The sequence below is a fragment of the Streptomyces sp. Xyl84 genome (assembly GCF_059731885.1).
Genome location: NZ_AP029183.1, coordinates 774,740 through 794,349 on the forward strand (window position 1 = coordinate 774,740; position 19,610 = coordinate 794,349).

13 protein-coding genes are annotated in these 19,610 nt (G+C 73.2%); 6 read left to right on the forward strand and 7 right to left on the reverse strand.

Features of this window, described 5'->3' with window-relative positions; genetic code table 11:
• Positions 1 to 57: 57 nt before the first annotated feature.
• Positions 58 to 4,929, reverse strand: a complete 4,872-nt coding sequence (locus AC6I72_RS35110; RefSeq protein ID WP_498005533.1) for a ricin-type beta-trefoil lectin domain protein — start codon at positions 4,927 to 4,929, stop codon at positions 58 to 60.
• A gap of 343 nt (positions 4,930 to 5,272) precedes the next feature.
• On the opposite strand from AC6I72_RS35110, the gene cseB reads away from it, so the two are divergent.
• The 4 genes from cseB to AC6I72_RS35130 all read left to right on the forward strand — a co-directional run bounded on the left by cseB (position 5,273) and on the right by AC6I72_RS35130 (position 9,598).
• Entirely contained in the window at positions 5,273 to 6,028 is a 756-nt protein-coding gene (gene cseB / locus AC6I72_RS35115; protein WP_498005535.1) for a two-component system response regulator CseB, read from the forward strand.
• 1 nt (position 6,029) lies between these two features.
• Positions 6,030 to 7,307: an ATP-binding protein gene (locus tag AC6I72_RS35120; RefSeq protein ID WP_498005537.1), complete on the forward strand. Its 1,278-nt coding sequence runs from the start codon at positions 6,030 to 6,032 to the stop codon at positions 7,305 to 7,307.
• A gap of 207 nt (positions 7,308 to 7,514) precedes the next feature.
• Complete coding sequence (locus tag AC6I72_RS35125; protein WP_498005538.1) at positions 7,515 to 8,561, forward strand: D-alanyl-D-alanine carboxypeptidase family protein; 1,047 nt, start codon at positions 7,515 to 7,517, stop codon at positions 8,559 to 8,561.
• 179 nt (positions 8,562 to 8,740) lie between these two features.
• On the forward strand, positions 8,741 to 9,598 hold the full coding sequence (locus AC6I72_RS35130) for an endonuclease/exonuclease/phosphatase family protein (protein ID WP_498006445.1): 858 nt from the start codon (positions 8,741 to 8,743) through the stop codon (positions 9,596 to 9,598).
• Here the strand turns inward: AC6I72_RS35130 and AC6I72_RS35135 are convergent.
• The 4 genes from AC6I72_RS35135 to AC6I72_RS35150 form a co-directional block, all read right to left on the reverse strand.
• A complete protein-coding gene (locus tag AC6I72_RS35135) occupies positions 9,584 to 10,621 on the reverse strand; it encodes a hypothetical protein (protein ID WP_498005540.1) in 1,038 nt (345 codons plus the stop codon). The two genes, AC6I72_RS35130 and AC6I72_RS35135, sit on opposite strands and share 15 nt — an antisense overlap.
• 91 nt (positions 10,622 to 10,712) lie before the next feature.
• Positions 10,713 to 12,155: a dihydrolipoyl dehydrogenase family protein gene (locus AC6I72_RS35140; protein ID WP_498005542.1), complete on the reverse strand. Its 1,443-nt coding sequence runs from the start codon at positions 12,153 to 12,155 to the stop codon at positions 10,713 to 10,715.
• Positions 12,156 to 12,284: 129 nt separating this feature from the next.
• Positions 12,285 to 12,731, reverse strand: a complete 447-nt coding sequence (locus tag AC6I72_RS35145; protein ID WP_498005543.1) for a VOC family protein — start codon at positions 12,729 to 12,731, stop codon at positions 12,285 to 12,287.
• Between the two features lie 132 nt (positions 12,732 to 12,863).
• Positions 12,864 to 13,712 carry an alpha/beta fold hydrolase gene (locus AC6I72_RS35150; protein ID WP_498005545.1) on the reverse strand — a complete coding sequence of 283 codons (849 nt, stop codon included), beginning with the start codon at positions 13,710 to 13,712 and terminating at the stop codon, positions 12,864 to 12,866.
• A gap of 361 nt (positions 13,713 to 14,073) precedes the next feature.
• Between AC6I72_RS35150 and AC6I72_RS35155 the strand changes: the two genes are divergently transcribed.
• A complete protein-coding gene (locus tag AC6I72_RS35155; protein ID WP_498005546.1) occupies positions 14,074 to 14,994 on the forward strand; it encodes an SGNH/GDSL hydrolase family protein in 921 nt (306 codons plus the stop codon).
• A gap of 260 nt (positions 14,995 to 15,254) precedes the next feature.
• Here the strand turns inward: AC6I72_RS35155 and AC6I72_RS35160 are convergent, their stop codons facing one another.
• On the reverse strand, positions 15,255 to 15,683 hold the full coding sequence (locus AC6I72_RS35160) for an organic hydroperoxide resistance protein (RefSeq protein ID WP_498005548.1): 429 nt from the start codon (positions 15,681 to 15,683) through the stop codon (positions 15,255 to 15,257).
• Between the two features lie 382 nt (positions 15,684 to 16,065).
• Between AC6I72_RS35160 and AC6I72_RS35165 the strand changes: the two genes are divergently transcribed.
• Complete coding sequence (locus AC6I72_RS35165; protein WP_498005550.1) at positions 16,066 to 17,010, forward strand: NADP-dependent oxidoreductase; 945 nt, start codon at positions 16,066 to 16,068, stop codon at positions 17,008 to 17,010.
• Between the two features lie 418 nt (positions 17,011 to 17,428).
• Here the strand turns inward: AC6I72_RS35165 and AC6I72_RS35170 are convergent, their stop codons facing one another.
• On the reverse strand, positions 17,429 to 18,928 hold the full coding sequence (locus AC6I72_RS35170; protein WP_498005551.1) for an FAD-dependent oxidoreductase: 1,500 nt from the start codon (positions 18,926 to 18,928) through the stop codon (positions 17,429 to 17,431).
• Positions 18,929 to 19,610 lie beyond the last annotated feature (682 nt).

Sequence of the window (19,610 nt, forward strand, 5' to 3'; positions counted from 1 at the left end):
TCTTCTCCTGCCGATTCTCAGATGTCGTACTGCCTGCCGCCGTGGGGCGGTGGGCTGTCAGGCGGGGAGTTTCCAGAGCTGGTTGTCGGAGGCCGCACAGGTCCAGATCTGGAGCTTGGTGCCGTTGGCGGAACTCGGTCCCGTCGCGTCCAGGCACTTGCCCGACTGCGTACCCACCAGCGTCCCGTTCGCCTGCGCCTGCCACTTCTGCGACGCCGCACCCGAACACGCCGACAACTGCACCTGCGTACCGTTCGCCGTACCGCCCCCGGCCACCGTCATGCACTTGCCCAACGCCCGCAGCGTGCCATCAGCCGCCACCGTCCAGGACTGCGCACTGCCCGACCCGCACGTGTTCAACTGCACCGCCGTACCGTTCGCCGAGACAGCACCCGCCACCTCGGCACACTTACCGCCGTACCCGCTGACCACACCCGTCGGACGCGACGACGGAACCCCCCAGATCTGATTGTCCGAACCCGCACACGCCCAGATCTGAAGCCTGGTGCCGTTGGCCGAACTCGGACCCGTCGCATCCAGGCACCTGCCCGACTGCGCACCCACCAGCGTCCCGTTCCCCTGCACCTGCCACTTCTGCGACCCCGCACCCGAACACGCCGACAACTGCACCGCAGTACCGTCCCCGGTACCACCACCAGCCACCGTCATGCACTTGCCCAACGCCCGCAACGAGCCATCACCCGCCACCGTCCAGGACTGCGACGACGACGAACCACAGGCGTTCAACTGCACCGCCGTACCATCCGCCGACGCACCCCCCGCCACCTCGACACACTTGCCGTTGAACCCCGCGATCCGCCCCGAAGGACCCGACACCGGGACATCCGACGGCACCTTCCACTTCTGACCCACGTCACCCGCGTTGCACTCCCAGATGATCAACGGATTGCCGTCCGCCGTACTCCCGTCCGCATCCTCCAGACAGAAACCCGACCTGGCATTCACCAGATACCCGTTCGCCGCATCCACCGACCACTGCTGCTCCTTCGAACCGTCGCAGTAGTCCAGGACGACGCGGGTGCCGTTGCCGGTGCCGCCGTTCTCGGTGGTCATGCACTTGCCCTGGTTCCACAGGGACTTGTCCGCGCCGAGGGCCCACTGCTGGGAGGCGGTGTCGTCGCAGGAACGCAGGACGACCTGCACTCCGGCGGCGGGTCCGGCGGCCAGGCCGACGCACTTGGAGCCGAGGCCGGTGATGTGGCCGACGGGGCCGTCCGGCTGGGGGGCCGGGGTGTGGGCGGTCCCGCCGATGGTCATGGCGAAGACGTGGCCCTGGGGTGCCCCGGCGTTCGGGTCGTCCGACGTGGGCAGGACGACGGCCTGGACCGTCTTGCCCGGTGCCAGGGGGACGGTGGTGGCGAAGAGGTTGACCTTCTGGTCGTGCCTGCCGTCGCTGCCGTTGATGTAGGGGAAGCTGCTGAGCAGGTCGCTGCCCTGGGCGACGTTGGTGCTGTCCCACCAGTCGGAGAAGCTGAGACCGTACTGCTGCGTGGTGCCGTCGGTGTAGACGATGGTGCCGACGCCCTGGAGCGGGCCGCTGGTGCCGCTGCCCACGAAGCCGAGTTCGCTGCCCGAGCCGGACAGGGCGACCGCCTGGCCCCGGGTGTCGATGGCGTCGGGGCTGCCCGCCGGGACGTCCGGCCACTGGTAGGTCAGTCCGTCATGGGTGAAGGACCTGCCGGGCGCGAGGCCCTCGGCGGCCAGGGCCTGGGCGGAGAAGCTGAAGCCGCCGCCGTCGTACTTGCCCGGTCCGGGGGCGCCGTCGTCGGTGACACCGACGTTGGTGTAGGCGGCCTTCTGGTTCGGGAAGGGCACGCGCAGGGTGGCGTCGGCCGTGTAGGTGCCGGTGGTGTGGGTGGCGGTCGCGGTGAGCGGGACGTTGCCCGGTGCGGCGCCCGACGGGGCGGTGACGCGCCAGGTCGTCGTCACGGCGGTGCCGGCGGCGACGCTGGTGAAGGTGGCCGGTGTGGTCGCCTGCACGGTCCAGCCGGAGGGGGCCGGCAGGGCCACCGTGACGCCGGTGAGCGCTGAGCCGGTGCCGTTGGTCAGGGTGGTGGTCGCCGTCGTCGTCTGGCCGGGCTGGGTCAGCGCGGCCGTCTTGAGGGCGAGGGCGTCCTTGACCACGATCACCGTGGAGCCGGTGACACCGCCCACGGTGGCACTGATGGTGGCGACGCCGTCGGACGCGGCGGTGAGCAGCCCCGAGGAGCTGACCGTGGCCACGGTGGGGTCGCTGCTGGAGTACTGGACGGCCGCCTTGGACAGGTCCGTGAAGGACTGGTCGTTGTTGACCGCCTCGACGATGTGGTCGGCGGTGATCGAGGTGTCCCGCTGTTCCCTGGCGGGGTCGGTGTCGTCCTTGATCCAGGGGTTCTTGCCGGTCAGGTCGAGGGTGTCGCCCGCGTGGAAGACGACCTGGCCGGGCTGGACGGTGACGGTGCGCACCTTCGGGGTGAGGGTGCCGGTGATGTTCACCGTGGCGGTGCTCTGCACGGTCGCGGAGTCGGAGGCGACGCGCAGCGCCCAGGCGCCGGGGTACACGGTCTGCCGGGAGGTCGCGGGGTTCCAGACGCTGAGGTCGGACGCGGCGACCGGCAGGGTGACGTGGGTCTTCTCGCCCGGGGCGAGGACTCCGGTGTTCTTGAAGCCGACGAGCCGCTGCCTGGGCATCGTCACCCCGGAGACGGTGAAGGAGTTGGCTGCGTAGAGCTGCGCGACCGTGGCTCCGGGGGTGTCGCCCGTGTTGGTGACGTCGAAGGAGACGTTCACCGTGCCGTCGGCGGTGAGGGAGGTCTTGTCCACCTGTGCGGCCGAGTAGGCGAAGTCGGTGTAGCTGAGCCCGTAGCCGAAGGGGTAGGTGGGGGTGCCGGTGAAGTACTGGTAGGTCTGGCCCTTTCCGTCGCTCTGGGCCGGGGTGAGACCGTAGTTGTTCTTCCCGGCGAGCTGGGAGTCGTCCTTGTACCAGGTGAACGTGAGGTGGCCCTGCGGGTTCTGCCTGCCGAAGAGGACGTCGGCGAGCGCGGTGCCCTGGCTCTGGCCGTTGTAGCTGCTGAAGAGGATGGCGGCGGCCTTGGACTGGCGGGCGGCGATGTCCACCGCGCCGACGGCCTGGAGGTCCAGGACGGTGTTCGGGTTGCCGAGGGCGGCGACCTGGTCGATCAGGGCGTTCTGGTTGCCGGGCAGGGCGAGGCTCGTGCGGTCCTTGCCCTCCGAGGCGGTGTCCTGGTCGGTGCCGGCCACGACGACGACCAGGTCGGCGGCCTTGACGGCGGCCTGGGTGGCGGTGCTGAGCGTCACCGGGCCGGTGCCGGTGGTGCTGCTGCCGGCCGCGTCGTAGAGGACGGACGCGGCCGGGTTGGCGGCCTTCAGGGCGTCGGTGATGCCCTGCCGCATCGAGATCTGCTGGTCGGGTGCGTTGCCGTAGCTGCCGAGGCTGACCGTGTCGGCGAGCTTGCCGAGGACGACCACCTTGTTCACGGCGGCGGCCTTCAGGGGCAGCAGCGGGCGGCCGGTCGCCGCGAGCGTGCTGTTCTTGAGCAGCACCATGGAGGCGTCGGCGGCCTTGGCGGCCAGCGCCTTGTGGTCGGCGCTCTGGATGACGGACTTGTCGATGGAGGTGTACGGCACGCTGCCCGGCGGGTCGAACTCGCCGGTCCGCATCCGGACGGTGAACACCTTCACCAGCGCGGTGTCGATGACGCCCTCGGAGAGCAGGCCGGCCCGGACGGCCTCCATGACGTTGGCGGTGGTCATCTCCTCGCCGCTGCAGTTGAGGTCGTTGCCCGACCGCAGGGCCATGGCCTGGCCGCCCGCGGGGGCCCGGACCTCGTCGCCCGTCCTCCCGTCGATCCACAGCGGGTTGCCGCGTGAACCGTTGGTGGTGTACGGCGCGGGCGCCCAGTCGTGGCCCTCGTCGGGCAGCTTGTAGGTGGTGCCGACACCGCCGCAGTCGGAGGTGGTGAGGCCGCCGAACCCGTAGGTGCGCTGGGCGAGTTCGTTGTTGGTGTACGTGTCGGCGACCGCCGGGGTGCCGTTGATCGCGTTGTAGGAGGTCATCAGTCCGGCGACGTGCGCCTCGCCGATGAGGCTCGCGAACTGCTTGGTGTAGTAGTCCCGCAGCTGCGTGTCGTTGACGTCGGAGCTGATGCCGGTGCGGCCGTCCTCGACGTTGTTGAGCGCGTAGTGCTTGGCGGTGGCGGCGGCCTTCAGGTAGCCGTTGAGGGAGGTGCCGTCGCTCTTCTGGCCCTGGAAGCCGTCGACGAACTGGCCGCCCAGCTTCGCCTGGAGGTAGGGGTCCTCGCCGTACGACTCGTCGTGCCGCCCCCACAGCGGGTCGCGGTCGTTGTTGACGGTCGGCGCGAAGTAGGTGAGGGAGCCGTAGTTGTCCGCGGAGGAGCCGAGGTTGTTCTGGCCGGTGCCGAACAGCGACTTGTCCAGGAAGCCGCGTGCCTCGTCGGAGATGGCGGAGCCCTCCTGGTACTGGAGGTCCGGGTCCCAGGCCATGGAGGTGGCGAGGCTGGTGGGGAAGCCGGTGGCCTTGATCGGCCAGGAGCTGCCGGTACCGACGTTCTTGCCGTTGCCGAGGGCCTGGATGCCGTGCAGGGCCTCGTTCCAGTAGGTGTACCCCTGGACGCCGAGGGCCGGGATGGCGGGCGCGTCGTTGGTGATGAGCTGGCGGATCTTCTGGTCCAGCGTCATCCGGGAGACGAGGTCGGCCGCCCGTTCCTGGAAGGAGCGGCTGGTGTCCTTGTAGAGGGGGGTGGACCGGGCGGCGCCGTCGGTGACGGTGGGCCGGGCGAGGGGGGCGGCCGTGGCGCCGGGCGCTGCCAGGGCGAGGGCGACGACGGCCGAGGCGAGTGCCCCGGTGCGTCTGCCGCGGCGTCTTGGGTGGCGTCTTGGACGTTGCATGTGTCTCTCTCCGGATGTGCGGTGACCGATCGGCCACCGTGCACCCTGTCACATGTGATCCACTTCAGGAGCACGTTTCCGAGTCACATGTCGACAAGGTTTCGGCTACGGACACATGTGGGCCGGGAAACCCCGGTCCGGTGAACCTCGCGGGGCCGGGTTCCGTTGTGGCGTGCACCGGGACGAGGGCGCGCCGCGCCGCCGGGACCCGCGCGCCGGCCGGCGGGCCGGTGTCACCGCGCGTGGCGGGACCGGCGGCCCGGTGAGGTCCGGGCGCGCGGCATGATGGGACGGCCCGTACCCGCGCCGGGTGCGGACCGCACCTACGTCCGGATGGAAGAACATGCCAGTTGCACCGGTCGGCGGGGGCGCCGAGGCCCCCGTCACCCTCCTGCTCGTCGAGGACGACGAGGTGATCCGCCGGTCCGTCGCCCTCGCCCTGGAGCGCTACGGCTACCGGGTGGCCCCGGCCGCGGACGGCCTGAGCGGGCTGGAGCTGTTCCGCGAGGGCGGCCACGACCTGCTGCTGCTGGACGTGATGCTGCCCGGCCTGGACGGGATCGGGCTGTGCCGCCGGGTCCGGGAGAGCAGTACGGCGCCGATCCTGATGATGTCCGCGCGCGGTGACGCGCTGGACGTCGTCTCCGGTCTGGAGGCGGGCGCCGACGACTACGTCGTCAAGCCCGTGGACACCTCCGTGCTGGTGGCGCGGATCCGGTCGCTGCTGCGGCGCGCGGCGTTCACGTCGCTGAGCGCGGGCGCCGGCGGCGCGCCGGCCGCCGCCCCCGTGGCGGCCGCTCCCGCGGACGGCACCCGGCTGGTCTTCGGTGACCTGGCCCTCGACACCGCGGGTCTCGAGGTGTTCCGGGCCGGGGAGCCGGTCGCCCTGGCCCCCACCGAGCTGCGGCTGCTGCTGGAGTTCGCCGCCAGCCCCGGAGTGGTCCTCGACCGGCAGACGCTGCTGCGCAACGTGTGGGACTACGGCTGGGACGGGGACACCCGGGTGGTCGACCTGTGCGTGCAGCGGCTGCGCAAGAAGATCGGCGCCGAACGGATCGAGACGGTCCGCGGGTTCGGCTACAAGCTGCGGCGGAGCTGACGTGGACGGTGTGCGCGCGCTGCTGAACTGGCGTTCGCTGCGCTGGCGGATCGCCCTGCTGGTGGCGGTGGCCTGCTGCGCCGTCGCCCTGACCATCGGGGTCCTGGTCCACGGCAGCACCCGCGACCGGTCGCTGCACGAGGGTTCGGTCAAGGCGCAGAACGCGCTGTCCGTCGCCCTGGAGCACTACGCACGCGACGGCGTCCCGGGCGACGGGGACGTGCTGGGCGCCGACGCCCTGCCCGGCGAACTGCTGCGGCGGCTGCGCGAGGGGCAGCCGCACGAGCCGGTGGCCACCTGGTACGACCCCGACCCGGTCAGGCCCAGGATGTGGGCGGTGCGGGAGTACCGGGGACAGCCCTACGCGGTGAACGTCGACATGACCCTCGACCTGCTCTCCCGCAACGCGCTGGACCGGCACATGTGGAAGTACTCGCTGCTCGCGCTGGCCGTGGTCGTCCCGCTGTCGGCGCTCGCCGCCGAGCTGCCGCACCGCAGGCTGCGGCGGGTGGCGCGGACGGCGCGCCGGATCTCGGCCGGTGACCTGGAGGCGCGCACCGCCGACGGGGGCGGCGGACGCGGACGCGGTGACGAGATCACCGAGATCTCCGCCACCGTGGACGCGATGGCGGACAGCCTGCGGGACCGGCTGCGGACCGAGCAGCGCTTCACCGCCGACGTCGCCCATGAGCTGCGTACGCCCCTGATGGGACTGGTCACCGCGAGCGGGCTGCTGCCCGACGGGGAGGCGACCGAGCTGGTCAGGGACCGGGTGGCGGTACTGCGGACGCTGGTCGAGGAGTTGCTGGAGATCTCCCGGCTCGACGCGGGGGCCGAGCGGGCCGAGCTGCGGCCGGTGCCGCTGGCCGAGGTGGTGGCGGACTCGCTGGCCCGGACGGGCCTCGCGGCACGGTTCACGGCGAGCGAGGTGGCACCGGTCGAGACGGATCCGCGGCGCCTGGACCGGATCGTGGCCAACCTGGTCGTCAACGCGCACCGGCACGGCCGGGCGCCCGTAGAGGTCGGGGTCGCGGGCACCACGGTGACGGTCCGCGACCACGGGGACGGATTCCCCGCGGAGCTGCTGGCGCACGGGCCGCAGCGGTTCCGCACGGGGGCCGCCGAACGCGGCCGGGGGCACGGGCTCGGGCTGACCATCGCGCTGGGGCAGGCGCAGGTCATCGGGGCGTCGCTGGACTTCGCCGACGCCCCCGGGGGCGGGGCCGTGGCCACGCTGCGGCTGCCCGCCGCCCTCTCTGACCCGCCGCCCCGCACCTGACCCCCCGGCCTCGCCTGTCCCCGCCGCCCTCCGTGCCCCACCGGCCTCCGTGACCCGCCGCCGGACGGGTGCGGGCGGGCGCTGATACACGGCGGATACAGAGGCGAGCGCCGACGGACACACCGCGTCGCCCTGGTGGAGAACCTCGCCCCGCAAGGTGGCTGACATGCGTGAACGTCACGCACTGCCCCTTGGAGGTGCGTTCCCATGTGCCCGGTCCCCCCTCGCGGCGAGCCCGCTGTGCGCCCGGCCGCGGCGCTCGCCTCCCCCGGACCGGGGCGGCCGTCCCGGCCGCGGCGTCTGTCGCGAGGACGCCTGGGCGCGGCCTGCGCGGCGGGGTGCACGGCGCTGGCCGCCCTGGTGGTGCTCGCTGTCGTCACCCGTGGGGGCGAGGGTCTCCAGGACACCGCCGCGGCCGGACCGGCCCCGGTGCGGCCGTCGCTGCCGTGGCCCGCCGAGGGGCAGACGAGTGTGTCCGTCGAGGGGTTCGGCGCCCGGGGCGACCTCGGCTCGCGGGGCGGGCAAGGAGCCGTACCGCTCGCCAGTGTCACCAAGGTGATGACCGCCTACGTCGTGCTCCGCGGCCATCCGCTCGGGGAGCACGGGGCCGGTCCCGACATCACGGTCGACCAGCGGGCCGCCGACGAGTCCGTGTCCGGGACCGAGTCGACCGCGCGGGTCGACCCGGGGCGGCGGCTGAGCGAACGCAAGCTGCTGGAGCTGATGCTGATCCCCTCCGGCAACAACATCGCCCGGCTGCTGGCCCGCTGGGACGCCGGGTCCGAGGAGGCGTTCGTCGCGAAGATGAACCGGGCCGCCCGGGAGCTGGGCATGCGGAACACGGCGTACGTCGACGCCAGTGGCATCGGCCCGGCCAACACCAGTACGTCCGCAGACCAGTTGAGGCTGGCCCGGCAGGTCATGAAGGACCCGGCGTTCCGGTCGGTGGTCGCCATGCCGTCCACGACCGTGCCCGGGATCCCCGGGGAGATCCGGAACACCAACACACTGCTCGGCGAGAACGGCGTGATCGGCCTGAAGACCGGCTCCAGCACCCCGGCGGGCGGCAACCTGATGTGGGCGGCGAAGGCGCCCGACCGGGACGGACACGAACGGCTGGTGCTGGGCGTGGTCCTGCACCAGCGGGCCGGCTCCGGTCCGCGGCAAGGCCTGGAGGCCGCCGTGGAGAGGAGCCGTTCGCTGGTCGAGGGCGTACGCGCCTGGGTGTCGGCCAATGCGCCGGGGAAGCGGTGAGCCGCGCCATGGCGGCCCCGGTGAGCGCGTCGCGGACGCCGTGCGTATCGGACACCACGGACGCTTCCGGTGCCCCGCAGGACCCGGGCGGGCCGGACGCCCCGGGTTCCCCGGAGGTCTCCCGCAGATGGCGGCGGGGCCGGATCGCCTCCGCCGCCGCTCTGCCGGTGGTCCTGCTGATGGCGGGCCACGGCCTCGTGCCGAACCGGCCCGGGCACCTCGGCAGCCTGGTCGAGAGTTTCCTGCCGTGGACCGCGCTCGTCGTGCCGGTGCTGCTGCTGTGCGCGCTGCTGCGCCGGTCGGCGACCGCGGTGGTGGCCGCCGCGGTCGCCGCCGCCGTGTGGTGCTCGCTGTTCGGCGGGTGCCTGGTCGACAGACGGGCCGGCGGCGGCGACCTGACCGTGCTGACGCACAACGTCGACGAGCACAACCCGGACCCGGCGGGCACCGCCCGTGCCCTGGCCGCCGCGGGCGCCGACGTGGTGGCCCTGGAGGAACTGGGCGACGCGACGGACACCTACCGGAAGGTGCTGGCCACCCGCTACCCGTACGCGGTGGTGCGCGGCACGGTCGGTCTGTGGAGCCGCTACCCGGTCACCGACGGCGGCCCGGTCGACATCGCGCCGTGGCCGCGCGCGCTGCGGGCCACCGTGCGCACCCCGAAGGGGCCGGTCGCCGTGTTCGTGGCCCATCTGCTGTCGGTCCGCCTCACGCCGGCCTCGGGTTTCGGTGCCGCTGCCCGGAACGCGTCGGCGCTGCGGCTGGCCGGTGCGCTGCGCGCCGAACCGCTGCCACGTGTCGTCGTGGTGGGCGACTTCAACGGCACCACCGACGACCGGGCGCTGGCGCCCGTCACCTCCCGGCTGCGTTCGGCGCAGGCCGAGGCGGGCGCCGGGTTCGGCTTCAGCTGGCCCGCCGCGTTCCCGGTGGCCCGCATCGACCAGATCCTGGTCCGCGGCGTCGGTCCCCGGTCGGCCTGGTCGCTGCCTGCCACCGGCAGCGACCACCTGCCGGTGGCGGCGTCACTGCGGCTGTGACGCCATCCCCGCCAGCGCGGCCTCGATCTGCCGCAGGGTGCTCTTGTAGGCGGTGCGCCGGGCCAGGCGCCGCAGCTCCTCGCCGGCGTCCGGTCCGGCGAGGCGGGCGAGCGCGTACACGGCGCCGTTGGCCACCTTCGGACTGCACGGGCCGTGGTGGGGCACCACGCGCAGCGCCGTGTCGACCAGGGCGCCCAGCGCGGCGGCCGTCTCCTCGCACGGTTCGGTGCGGGCGAGCAGCCAGGCGATGCCGCGCAGGGCGTTGGCGTTGAACGGGTCGAACAGCTCGTTGACCGGGGCGTCATGGAAGTCCTGGCGCAGGGTCAGCGTGCGCGGGCGGCCGGCCAGGGCCAGCCAGGACAGGGCGCGGGCCCGGAACGCCTCGGGGCCGGCCTCGTCGAGGAGTGCGCCGCCCTTGCGCTCCCATGCCGCGGTGGGCTTGGCCGTCCTGGCCGTGGCCGCGTGGGCGAGCAGGTCCCGCCAGACCGGGCGGAGCGCCAGGACGTCGGCCATGGCCGTCTCGGCCCACTGCTCACCGACGTCGAGCACGGGCTCGGTCATCCGGGCGGCCAGTTCCTGGAGCCCGGAGTACTTGTCCTCCGCCCCGCGCCGGAAGGCGGCGACGACGGCGGGCGGCAGCGGGCGGCCCGCGTCGAGTTCGGCCTCGGCGAAGCTCACGCTCTCCCCCAGCGGCCGCCAGCGGTCCCCGGTGCCGGCGAGCGCCTCGCGCCGTTCGGCGGCCAGCGTCTCGCCGGGCAGGTCGCGGGAGAGGACGAGGGAGAGGTACAGCAGCGCGTGCCGCAGTCCTCGGTCCGCCGGTCCGAGCCGGGCGGGTATGGCCGCCACCAGCGGTTCTCGCACCGCGGCGGGCTGGCCGGCGAGCTGTTCGACGACCTCTCCCCAGACCATGCCGAGGAAGCCCCGGCTGGCCTCGCAGGCGGCCACGGCCACGTCGAGCACGGCCTGCGGGTCCCCGGCCGCCAGGGCCAGGTCGACGCGCTCGCAGTACCTCAGTCCGTTCATGTTTCTCCATCCCCGCGTCACATGTGTGTATGGCCGGCCCCGGGCCGGCCGCACCGACCATACAGACGACGTGTGACACGGCGGGTGTGTGTCAGCCCCGGTAGGTCTCGAGGAGCCGCAGCCACACCTCGCTGATGGTCGGGAACGGGGGGACCGCGTGCCAGAGCCGGTCGACGGTGACCTCACTGGTGATGGCGACCGTGGCGGAGTGCAGGAGTTCGCCGACGCCCGGTCCGGCGAAGGTGGCGCCGACGACGGTACGGCGCTCGGGGTCGATGAGGACGCGGGCCCTGCCGCGGTAGTCCGGGCGGTGCTGCACGGCACCGGCGAGCAGGCCGATGTCGTAGTCGACGACGTCGACGCGGCGGCCGGTGCGTTCTGCCTCTTCTGTGGTCAGGCCCACCGCGGCGATCTCCGGCTCGGTGAACACCACCTGCGGTACGGCTTCCAGGTCGGCGGTGGCGGTGTGGCGGCCCCAGCGCGCGGTGTCGAGGGGTTCGCCCTGCGCCCGCGCCGCGATGACGGCGCCGGCGATCCGGGCCTGGTACTTGCCCTGGTGGGTGAGCAGGGCGCGGCGGTTGACGTCACCCACGGCGTAGAGCCAGTCGCCGGGGACGCCGGTGGCGGTGAACGAGTCGTCGGTGGTGATCCACCCGCCGGGGACCAGGCCGACCGTGTCCAGGCCGATGTCCTCGGTGCGCGGTGCCCGGCCGGTGGCGAGCAGCAGTTCGTCGGCGACGAGCCGGCTGCCGTCGGAGAGGGTGAGGTGCACCTCGCCGTCCGGGCCGCCCTCGCGGGTCGCGGTGGTGACGGTGGTGTTCAGACGCAGTTCGGCGCCCGCCTCGCGCAGGCTCTCGGCGACCATCTCGCCGGCGAAGGGTTCCATGCGGGTCAGCAGTCCCGCCTCGCGCGCGATCAGGGTGACCCGGGAGCCGAGGGCCTGGTAGGCGGTGGCCATCTCGACGGCGACGACGCCCGCGCCGACGATGGCGAGCCGGTCCGGGACGCGCGGGGAACTGGTGGCCTCGCGGCTGCTCCAGGGGCGCAGGGTGTCCAGGTCGGGCAGCGGCGGGAGGGAGGCGCGGGTGCCGGTGCAGACGGCCACCGCGTGCACGGCGCGCAGGTGCAGCACCTCCCCATCGGGGGAGTGCACGGTGACCTGCCGGGGCCCGTCGAGCCGGCCGTGGCCGCGGACCAGTTCGATGCCGGCGCCCTTGAGCCAGTCGACCTGGCCGTCGTCGTTCCAGTCGGCGGACATGCGGTCGCGGTGCGCGAGGACGGCCGCGGTGTCCAACGGGCCCGCGACGGCCGGGTTCAGGCCGGGGACCTTCGCCGCGTCGGCGCGCAGCAGGGCGGGGCGCAGCAGGGCCTTGCTGGGTTCGCAGGCCCAGTACGAGCACTCGCCGCCGACGAGTTCGCTCTCCACGATGACCGTGCTCAGGCCTGCGGCGGTGGTGCGGTCGGCGACGTTCTCGCCGACCGGTCCTGCGCCGATCACGACGACGTCGTAGATGCGGGTGTTCTCGGTCGTCACTGGTTCTCCGGTGGTGTGTTGCCGGGTGTGCGGGGCGGCGGGACCACGGCGAGGGCGGGCCCTGGGGAGGTACGGCCCGAGGGGGCGGCCAGGGAGGCGGGCCGCCCCCTCGGGGGCTGGGTGGCGGGGTCAGCGGCCGGGGGCGCGCTCGGTGACCTCCTGGAGGAACCACTGGTTGCCGTCGGGGTCCTCGAACGAGGCGAACGAGCCGTAGCTGGCCCGCTCGGGGTGCAGTCCGGGCACGCGGTCGGCGTCGCCGGGATGGTGGAAGATGCCGGTGACGTCCTGGAACGGCTCGCTGACCTCGACGCCGCGTCCCGCCAGTTCCTTCCGGGCCGCCTCGATGTCGGTGACGACGAGGTGCAGGCCGTGCAGGGTGCCCGGCTGCGCCTGGGTGAGGCCGTCACCGAAGATGACCGAGCAGCCGGAGCCCGGCGGGGTGACCTGGACGACCCGGTAGCCGTCCTGGACGGGGAAGTCCGCGTCGAGCCGGAAGCCCATCCGCTCCGTGTAGAACTGCTTGGCGCGGTCGACGTCCGACACGGGCAGGACGACGACTTCCAGCTTCATGTCCATGGGGGTGTTCTCTCTTCCTTGCGTTGCTTGGGGCATGTGCTTGCTTGAGGCGGGTGATCGCTCGAGCCGGCTGATCGGTCCGGCCGGCCGCGGCTGACCGCGGCTGACCGCCGGCGGGTGCCGGGAGGTTCGTCAGCGGGTGGTGGCGCGAGCCGCCTTCTCGATCACGCCCGCGACGAGGTGCGGGTGGGAGACCGCGACGGAGTGGGAGGCGGCGACCGTGGTCGTGTGGGCGTGGGCGCGCTCGGCCATGAACCGCTGGGCGGCGGCCGGGATGTTGAGGTCCTGGGTGGTGATGATGTCCCAGCTGGGGATGGTCTTCCAGGCGGCGGTGGTGGCCTTCTCCTCCAGGGCGGCCTGCGCGATGGGGCGCTGGGTGGCGGCGGCGAGGGCGGCCTGGTCGCGGGGGACGTCGGCCGCGAACTGGTGGCGGAACTTGTCCTGCTGGATGTAGAGGTCGGTGCCGGTGGTGCCGTCGGCGTTCTTGAACGGGACCGGGTCGAGGGCGTCGGGGAGGGTGGAGCCGGGGTACTTGTTGGTGAGTTCCAGAGCGGTCTCGCCGGGGGCGGGCAGGAAGGCGGCGACGTAGACGAGGGCCTTGACGTCGCGGTCTCCGGTGGCGGCCTGGCTGATGACGGAGCCGCCGTAGGAGTGGCCGACCAGGATCTTGGGGCCCTTGATGTGGTCGAGGAGGCTGCGCAGGGAGGCGGCGTCGGTGCTGGGGCTGCGCAGGGGGTTGGCGGCGGCGACGACGGGGTAGCCGTCGGCGCGGAGTCTGTCGATCACGCCGTTCCAGCTGGAGGCGTCGGCGAAGGCGCCGTGTTCCAGGACGACGGTCGGCTTGGGCTGCCGGCCGGCGTCGGTCCGCTCCGGCGCGCTGTTGGCGGTGACCGCGAACGTACCGACCGCGACACCCGCCGTGACCATGGCCGCGACGCCCGTCACGAACCGCCGACCGCGCAGACCCTTGATGCTGATCACGAGTGATCACCTTTCAGATGAATGTCGAACTGTGCTGACTGTGTTGATGCAGAACGCTTCTCGTGTTCGCCACCGGGGCGAACCTTCTGGCCGGAGACCCGCACGAGAGGCTCGGTGTTTCCCTCACTGTGGGCCACGTCCGAGACCCCCGCATCCGTCACATGACGGTCGGACACGGGTAGGTACACCCGCCCGTCCACCCGGGCGGCGGCCGCACACCTAAGCCATTCGACTCTCAGGCGCGCACACGTCCGCCCGTCCCGCCCGCGGCACGGCGACCAATTCGTTACCTGGGCCACCGGCACTTTCCGGGGCTCCGCTCCGTGTGAAGTAGTGATCGTCGATCACGAAAGGACAGATCTTGAGGAGACTCCTTACCGCTTCCGCCACGCGGCGCTCCCTGACGGCGGGTGCCGCCCTGCTCGCCGCCGTCTCGGCCCTGGCGTCGGCCGGCACCGCGTCGGCCAGTGACTCCGACGGCGCCCGGCACGAGGCCCGGCACCGCGTCGACTACGTGGCCCTCGGAGACTCGTACGCCTCCGCGCCGCTCGTGCCGACCCAGGTCGACAGCACGTGTCTGCGCTCCGACCAGAACTACGCCTCCCTGGTGGCGCGTTCCTCGCGGGCGGTGCTGACGGACGTCACGTGCTCGGGTGCGACCACCGCGGACATGGCCGCCCCGCAGGGCTCGGTGCCCCCGCAGCTCGACGCCCTCGACCGGGGGACCGACCTGGTCACCCTCACCGTCGGCGGCAACGACATCGGCTTCTCGACCGTGCTGGGCACGTGCGCGAAGCTGTCGGCCTCCGACCCCGCGGGCGCCCCCTGCCGGTCGTACCTCACCGGCCAGGGCACCGACCAGGTCTCGGACGCCGTCGCCCGGACCGCGCCGAAGATCGCGGAAGTGCTGCGCGGCATCCACCGCCGGGCCCCGCACGCCCGGGTCGTGGTCGTCGGTTACCCCGACCTCTTCCCGGACGACGGTGTCGGCTGCACCAGCGCCAAGGTGCCGCTCGCCGCCGGTGACTTCTCCTATCTCCGGGACAAGGAGAGGGAGTTGAACGGCATGCTGGCCCGGCAGGCGCGGCGCGGCGGCGCGGAGTACGTGAACACGTACGCCCCGACCGTCGGCCATGATCTGTGCCGGCCCACCGGTGAGCGCTGGATCGAGACGTTCGCGCCGGAGACGCCGGCCGCTCCGGTGCACCCGAACGCGGCGGGCGAGCGTGCGATGGCGGGTGCCGTCGGACGGGTGCTGGCCCGCCACTGGTGGCACAGCTGACGGTTGCGCCGCGCGGCGGTGCGCCCGCCGTACCGTCGTGAGGGGCAGGGGGCCCGGCACAACGCCGGGCCCCCGTCCCGTCTGCCCGCCCCCACGGCTCAGAGCAGACGGGAGCCGTGCGGGTGGTCTCTCCGGTCGGGGGAACCGTGGAGACCTCCCGCGTCCTGCCTCCCCGTTCGGAGGGGCAGGAGCCTTCATCTGGTAAACGCACGGTGGTGGGTCGCGGGTTCACGCGAGCGCCGCGGTTTTTCCGGGACGCGTCAGGCGGCGGCGGTGGCGGTGATGGTGACGGGGATGTTGCCGCGGGTGGCCTTGGAGTAGGGGCAGATCTGGTGGGCGGCGTCGGCGAGTTCCTGTGCGGTGTGCTGGTCGACGCCGCCGAGGACGGGGCTGAGGACGGCGGAGAGGGTGAACTCGCCGTCGTCGCCGTGGGTGAGGGTGACCTCGGCGGTGATGGCGGTGCTGGTGAGCCTGACGTGGCGCATGGCGGCGGCGCGGCGCAGGGCGCCGAGGAAGCAGGCGGCCCAGCCGGCGGCGAAGAGCTGCTCGGGGTTGGTGGCGTCCCCGGCGCCGCCGAGTTCCTTCGGGATGGCCAGCGTGTGCTCCAGCAGGCCGTCGGCGGAGCGGGCGGTGCCGCCGTTGCGGCCTTCGCCGGTGACGTCGACGCGGGCGGTGTAGGTGACGGCCATGACGGTTCTCCCTGTACGTGGTTCGCGAGTGATGCGCGGGGTGTGCTGGTCGGGCCTCCTTCCCCGGTGACCCTTCGACTTCGTGTCACCCGTTCAGGCGGTGACGTAATCATGGCAGGAGCTTCCGTCACCCGTCAAGCCAGTGACGAAAGTGGGTGACGGAGGGCCGGCGGTGTGCCGTGCAACCGGAACTCAAGGTTCAGCGGAGAAACACACATTCACCGTCGACCGACTGAGGACGTGTGCCGGTCGGTCACGGCACAATCGAGGACGTCAGGGCCCGGAACCGTCCGGATCACCGGGCACGTACGGGCTCGACGGCGTGCACCGCAGCGACTGTCACCCCCGCGTTCCGGCACGGCCCGTCCCCTTGGAGAGAAACATGAAAGCTGTAGGCGTCACCTGCTTCGGAGGCCCCGAGGTCATCGACGTCTTCGACGTCCCCGAGCCGCACGCGGGCCCGGGACAGGTGCGGGTCAGGGTGCACGCCGCGACCGTCAACCCCGGAGACCGGCTCCTGCGCGGCGGCTTCACCGGTGCCTGCGCCCTCCGGCCGCCGTACGTGCTCGGCGCGGAGGCCGCCGGTGTCGTCGACGAGATCGGCCCGGGAACGTGCACCGGTCTGCGCGTCGGGGACCGGGTGATGGCGGTGGCCGTGCCCACCAGCGCGACCGGCGGTGCCTGCGCCCAGTACGTCGCGCTGCCCGCCCGGCAGGTCGCCCTCGCTCCCGCGGGCACCAGCCACGCCGAGGCGGCGACCCTGCCGATGAACGGGCTCACCGCCCGGCTCGCCCTGGACCTGGTCGGCCTCGCGCCGGGCCGGACGGTCGCGGTCACCGGCAGCGCCGGGGCCGTGGGCGGCTACACGGTGCAGCTGGCCAGGGCGGACGGGCTCACGGTCGTCGCCGTCGCCTCGCCGGACGACGAGGAACTCGTGCGCTCGCTGGGCGCGCACCTGGTGGTGCCGCGCGCGGGCGACATCGGCCGCAACATCCTGCGGGCGGTGCCCAGCGGCGTGGACGGGCTCGTGGACACCGTCGGCGCCGGAGCGAGCGCCTCCCTGGCCGTACGGGAGGGCGGCACGCTCTCCAGCAGCGTGGGGGTCGGGTCCTCCGAGGAACTGCGGCTCCGCGCCATCCGCAACCGCACGGCGGTGCTCACCTCGTACCTGGGCGACGTGGAGCGGCTGGAGCGGTTGCGGATCCAGGTCGAACAGGGCCGGCTCACCCTGCGGGTGGCCCGCACCCTGCCCGCCGAAGAAGCCGTCGCCGCACACCGTCTCCTGGAGCGCGGCGGAATCCGCGGCCGGCTGGTGCTGGAGTTCTGACCGCCCTGGCCCGCGGCCGAGGAGGGCACACCGGCCCCGGACGGGGATGCGGCGCCGGCGCCCGCGTGCCGGGCGGGGCCTCCCGAACTGCCGCCGTCCGGCCTGCGTCTGACCGTGTTCACGGCCGGCCGGGAACGGCTGCGCGCCTTTCCCGTCGAGAGCACCCGGACCGGCGCGCCGGAGGCGGCGGTCCGGCCGCCGGACGCACCGTCCGGGGAAGAGACGGCGCGGTACACCCTGCCCGGCGCGGTACACCCGGCCCGGCGGCCGGGCTGTGGCCGCCGGGCACGGAGCGGCCGTGGCGCGCCGAATCCCGCCCGTTCCACGCCTCCCCCGCCGTCTGCCCCACCCCCGCCGGCCGGAGGCCCCGGCCGCGCGCGACCAGTCGGCGGGGCCGGCCGCGCGCGGGCGGCCTGCGTCAGAAGACCGCAGGAACCTCCGTGAGCGCCTTGGCGATCTCTGCCGTCAGTTGCTGTCCGGGCGGCGTCCCGGTCGCCCACCAGACGCGTCCGTCGGGCCGGACGAGGACCGCCGTGGCTCCGGACCACCCGGGGCCGCCCGGGCCGGCGATGCCGCCGGCGCGGACCGCGATGCCCGCTTCGGCCGCCCGGTCGGTGACCTCGGTGTCCAGCGGTTCCTCCCCTGTGACGAGGAGGACGGCACGACCGTCGTGCAGCAGCGGGAACACTCCGTCACCCGCCGGATCGTGGACACGGGCCCCGGTGAGCGGGTGGGCGGCGGGGTCGTCGGACCGGTAGACGACGTCCAAGCCGGAGAGCTTGCGGGCCAGCATCCCGGAGAAGGCGGGGCCCGTGGTGATGGCCTCGTTCAGCAGGCCACGCAGCGCGGCCGTCTCCGGCGTCGAACGGGTGATCAGCGCCCCCTGGGCCAGCGTGTGTCCGGCCAGTTCCAGGCCCACCGGGTGACGTTCGGCGTGATAGGTGTCGAGCAGTTCGGTCCCCGCTCGGCCCTGGATCACCGCGGCCAGCTTCCAGCCGAGGTTCATGGCGTCCTGGAGGCCGACGTTCAGGCCCACCCCGCCCGCCGGCCAGTGAATGTGCGCCGCGTCCCCGGCCAGCAGCACCCGGCCCGCGCGGTAGGCGGCCGCCACCTTGGTGGCGTTGCCGAACCGGGTGAGCCAGGACGGGCTGTGCATCCCGAAGTCGGTGCCCGCGATGCGCAGGGACGCGTCCCGCAGCTCCTCCATGGTCAGCGGTTCACGACGCTGGTGGACCGCGTCGTACCCGGCCAGGCGGAACCTGCCGTCGCCGAGCGGCACGACGAGGAACATCCCGTCCGCCGAGCGCGCGGCGAAGCCGGGGGAGCTGGGCGGGTCGTCGAGAACGACCTCGCCGATGAACCCGTAGGCAGAGCTCTCGGTTCCGGGGAACGCGATACCGGCTTCCCTGCGAACGGTGCTGCGCGCTCCGTCGGCGCCCACGACGTACGGGGCGCTCACCTCGTACTCGCCCTCGGGCCCGGACACCCGCAGGGTCACCGAACTGTCGTCCTGCGTCAGCGAGGTGACGGCGCTGCCCCGCCGGACGACGACGCCCGCCTCCCGTGCGTACTGTTCCAGCAGCTCCTCGGTGGCCCGCTGCGGGTGGATGACCATGAAGGGGAACGGAGTGGGCAGCGCACTGAAGTCGACGCGGGACTCCAGCATGCCGAAGTGCCAGCCCGGACTGCGCCGGCCGGCGGTGAGCAGGTCCCGGTGCCGGTCGCGCAGAGCCAGCACCTCGACCGTGCGCGGCATGATGCCCAGAGCCTTGGAGTGCGGGCTGCGCACTTCGTCCCGCTCCAGCACGAGCACCTGGACGCCGGTGAGGGCCAGTTCGTGGGCGAGCCACAGCCCGACTGGTCCTGCTCCTACGATGACGGCCTCGGGAGCCGGTGAGGTGGACGGCGTCACGGACATGAGCGTGTTCTCCTGACGAGCATGGGGTGGTTCCCGCGGGAACCTTGGACGGACCCCGGCGGACCGGCGGACCGGTACCGTTCCGGAGAGTTTCAGGTCGCCCTCGAACGGGGCGACCGATGCGCGGTGGCCGGGGCGGCGACGGAAGGGTGCTGGTTCGCCGGCAGCACGAAGGGGTACGTCCGGCTCAGAAGTCCCGCCGCTGAGGCCGTGCCGGGCCCGCCGTGCGGACCGAGAGGGCAGGGGGCCACTCGTTGCCGACGGGCAGAGGGCCGACCATGAATCACATGTTCGCACACAGGCACACGTATCTGATTGGGACCGCGCTCTACCGGTGCATGTGCCGCGGAAGGCGCGATCACCGCACGGGCGAACGTTCGCCTGCCTGTACCGGGAACCTCGCCGGGCCGGGTTGCGGTCGGGCTTCACCGGCGCACGCGCCTCCCCGTCGGTGCCGGATCGTCAGGCCGATGTCGCCGCCCCCACTGCCGGCCTGAAAAGAGAAGAGACCGCCGGCGCCCGTGACCGTGGCGGACGGTCTGCGCCGCCTCGCGTCCGCCGGACGGCGTGCGGTCCCGGGCCCGCCGGCGCCTACGACGTGGCCGCGACGGGCGGCACCGTCCGGCCGGTGCTGTGGCCGGGAAGGTTCGCCGGGAAGTCCGCGGCGTCCGGTGACGGGGGC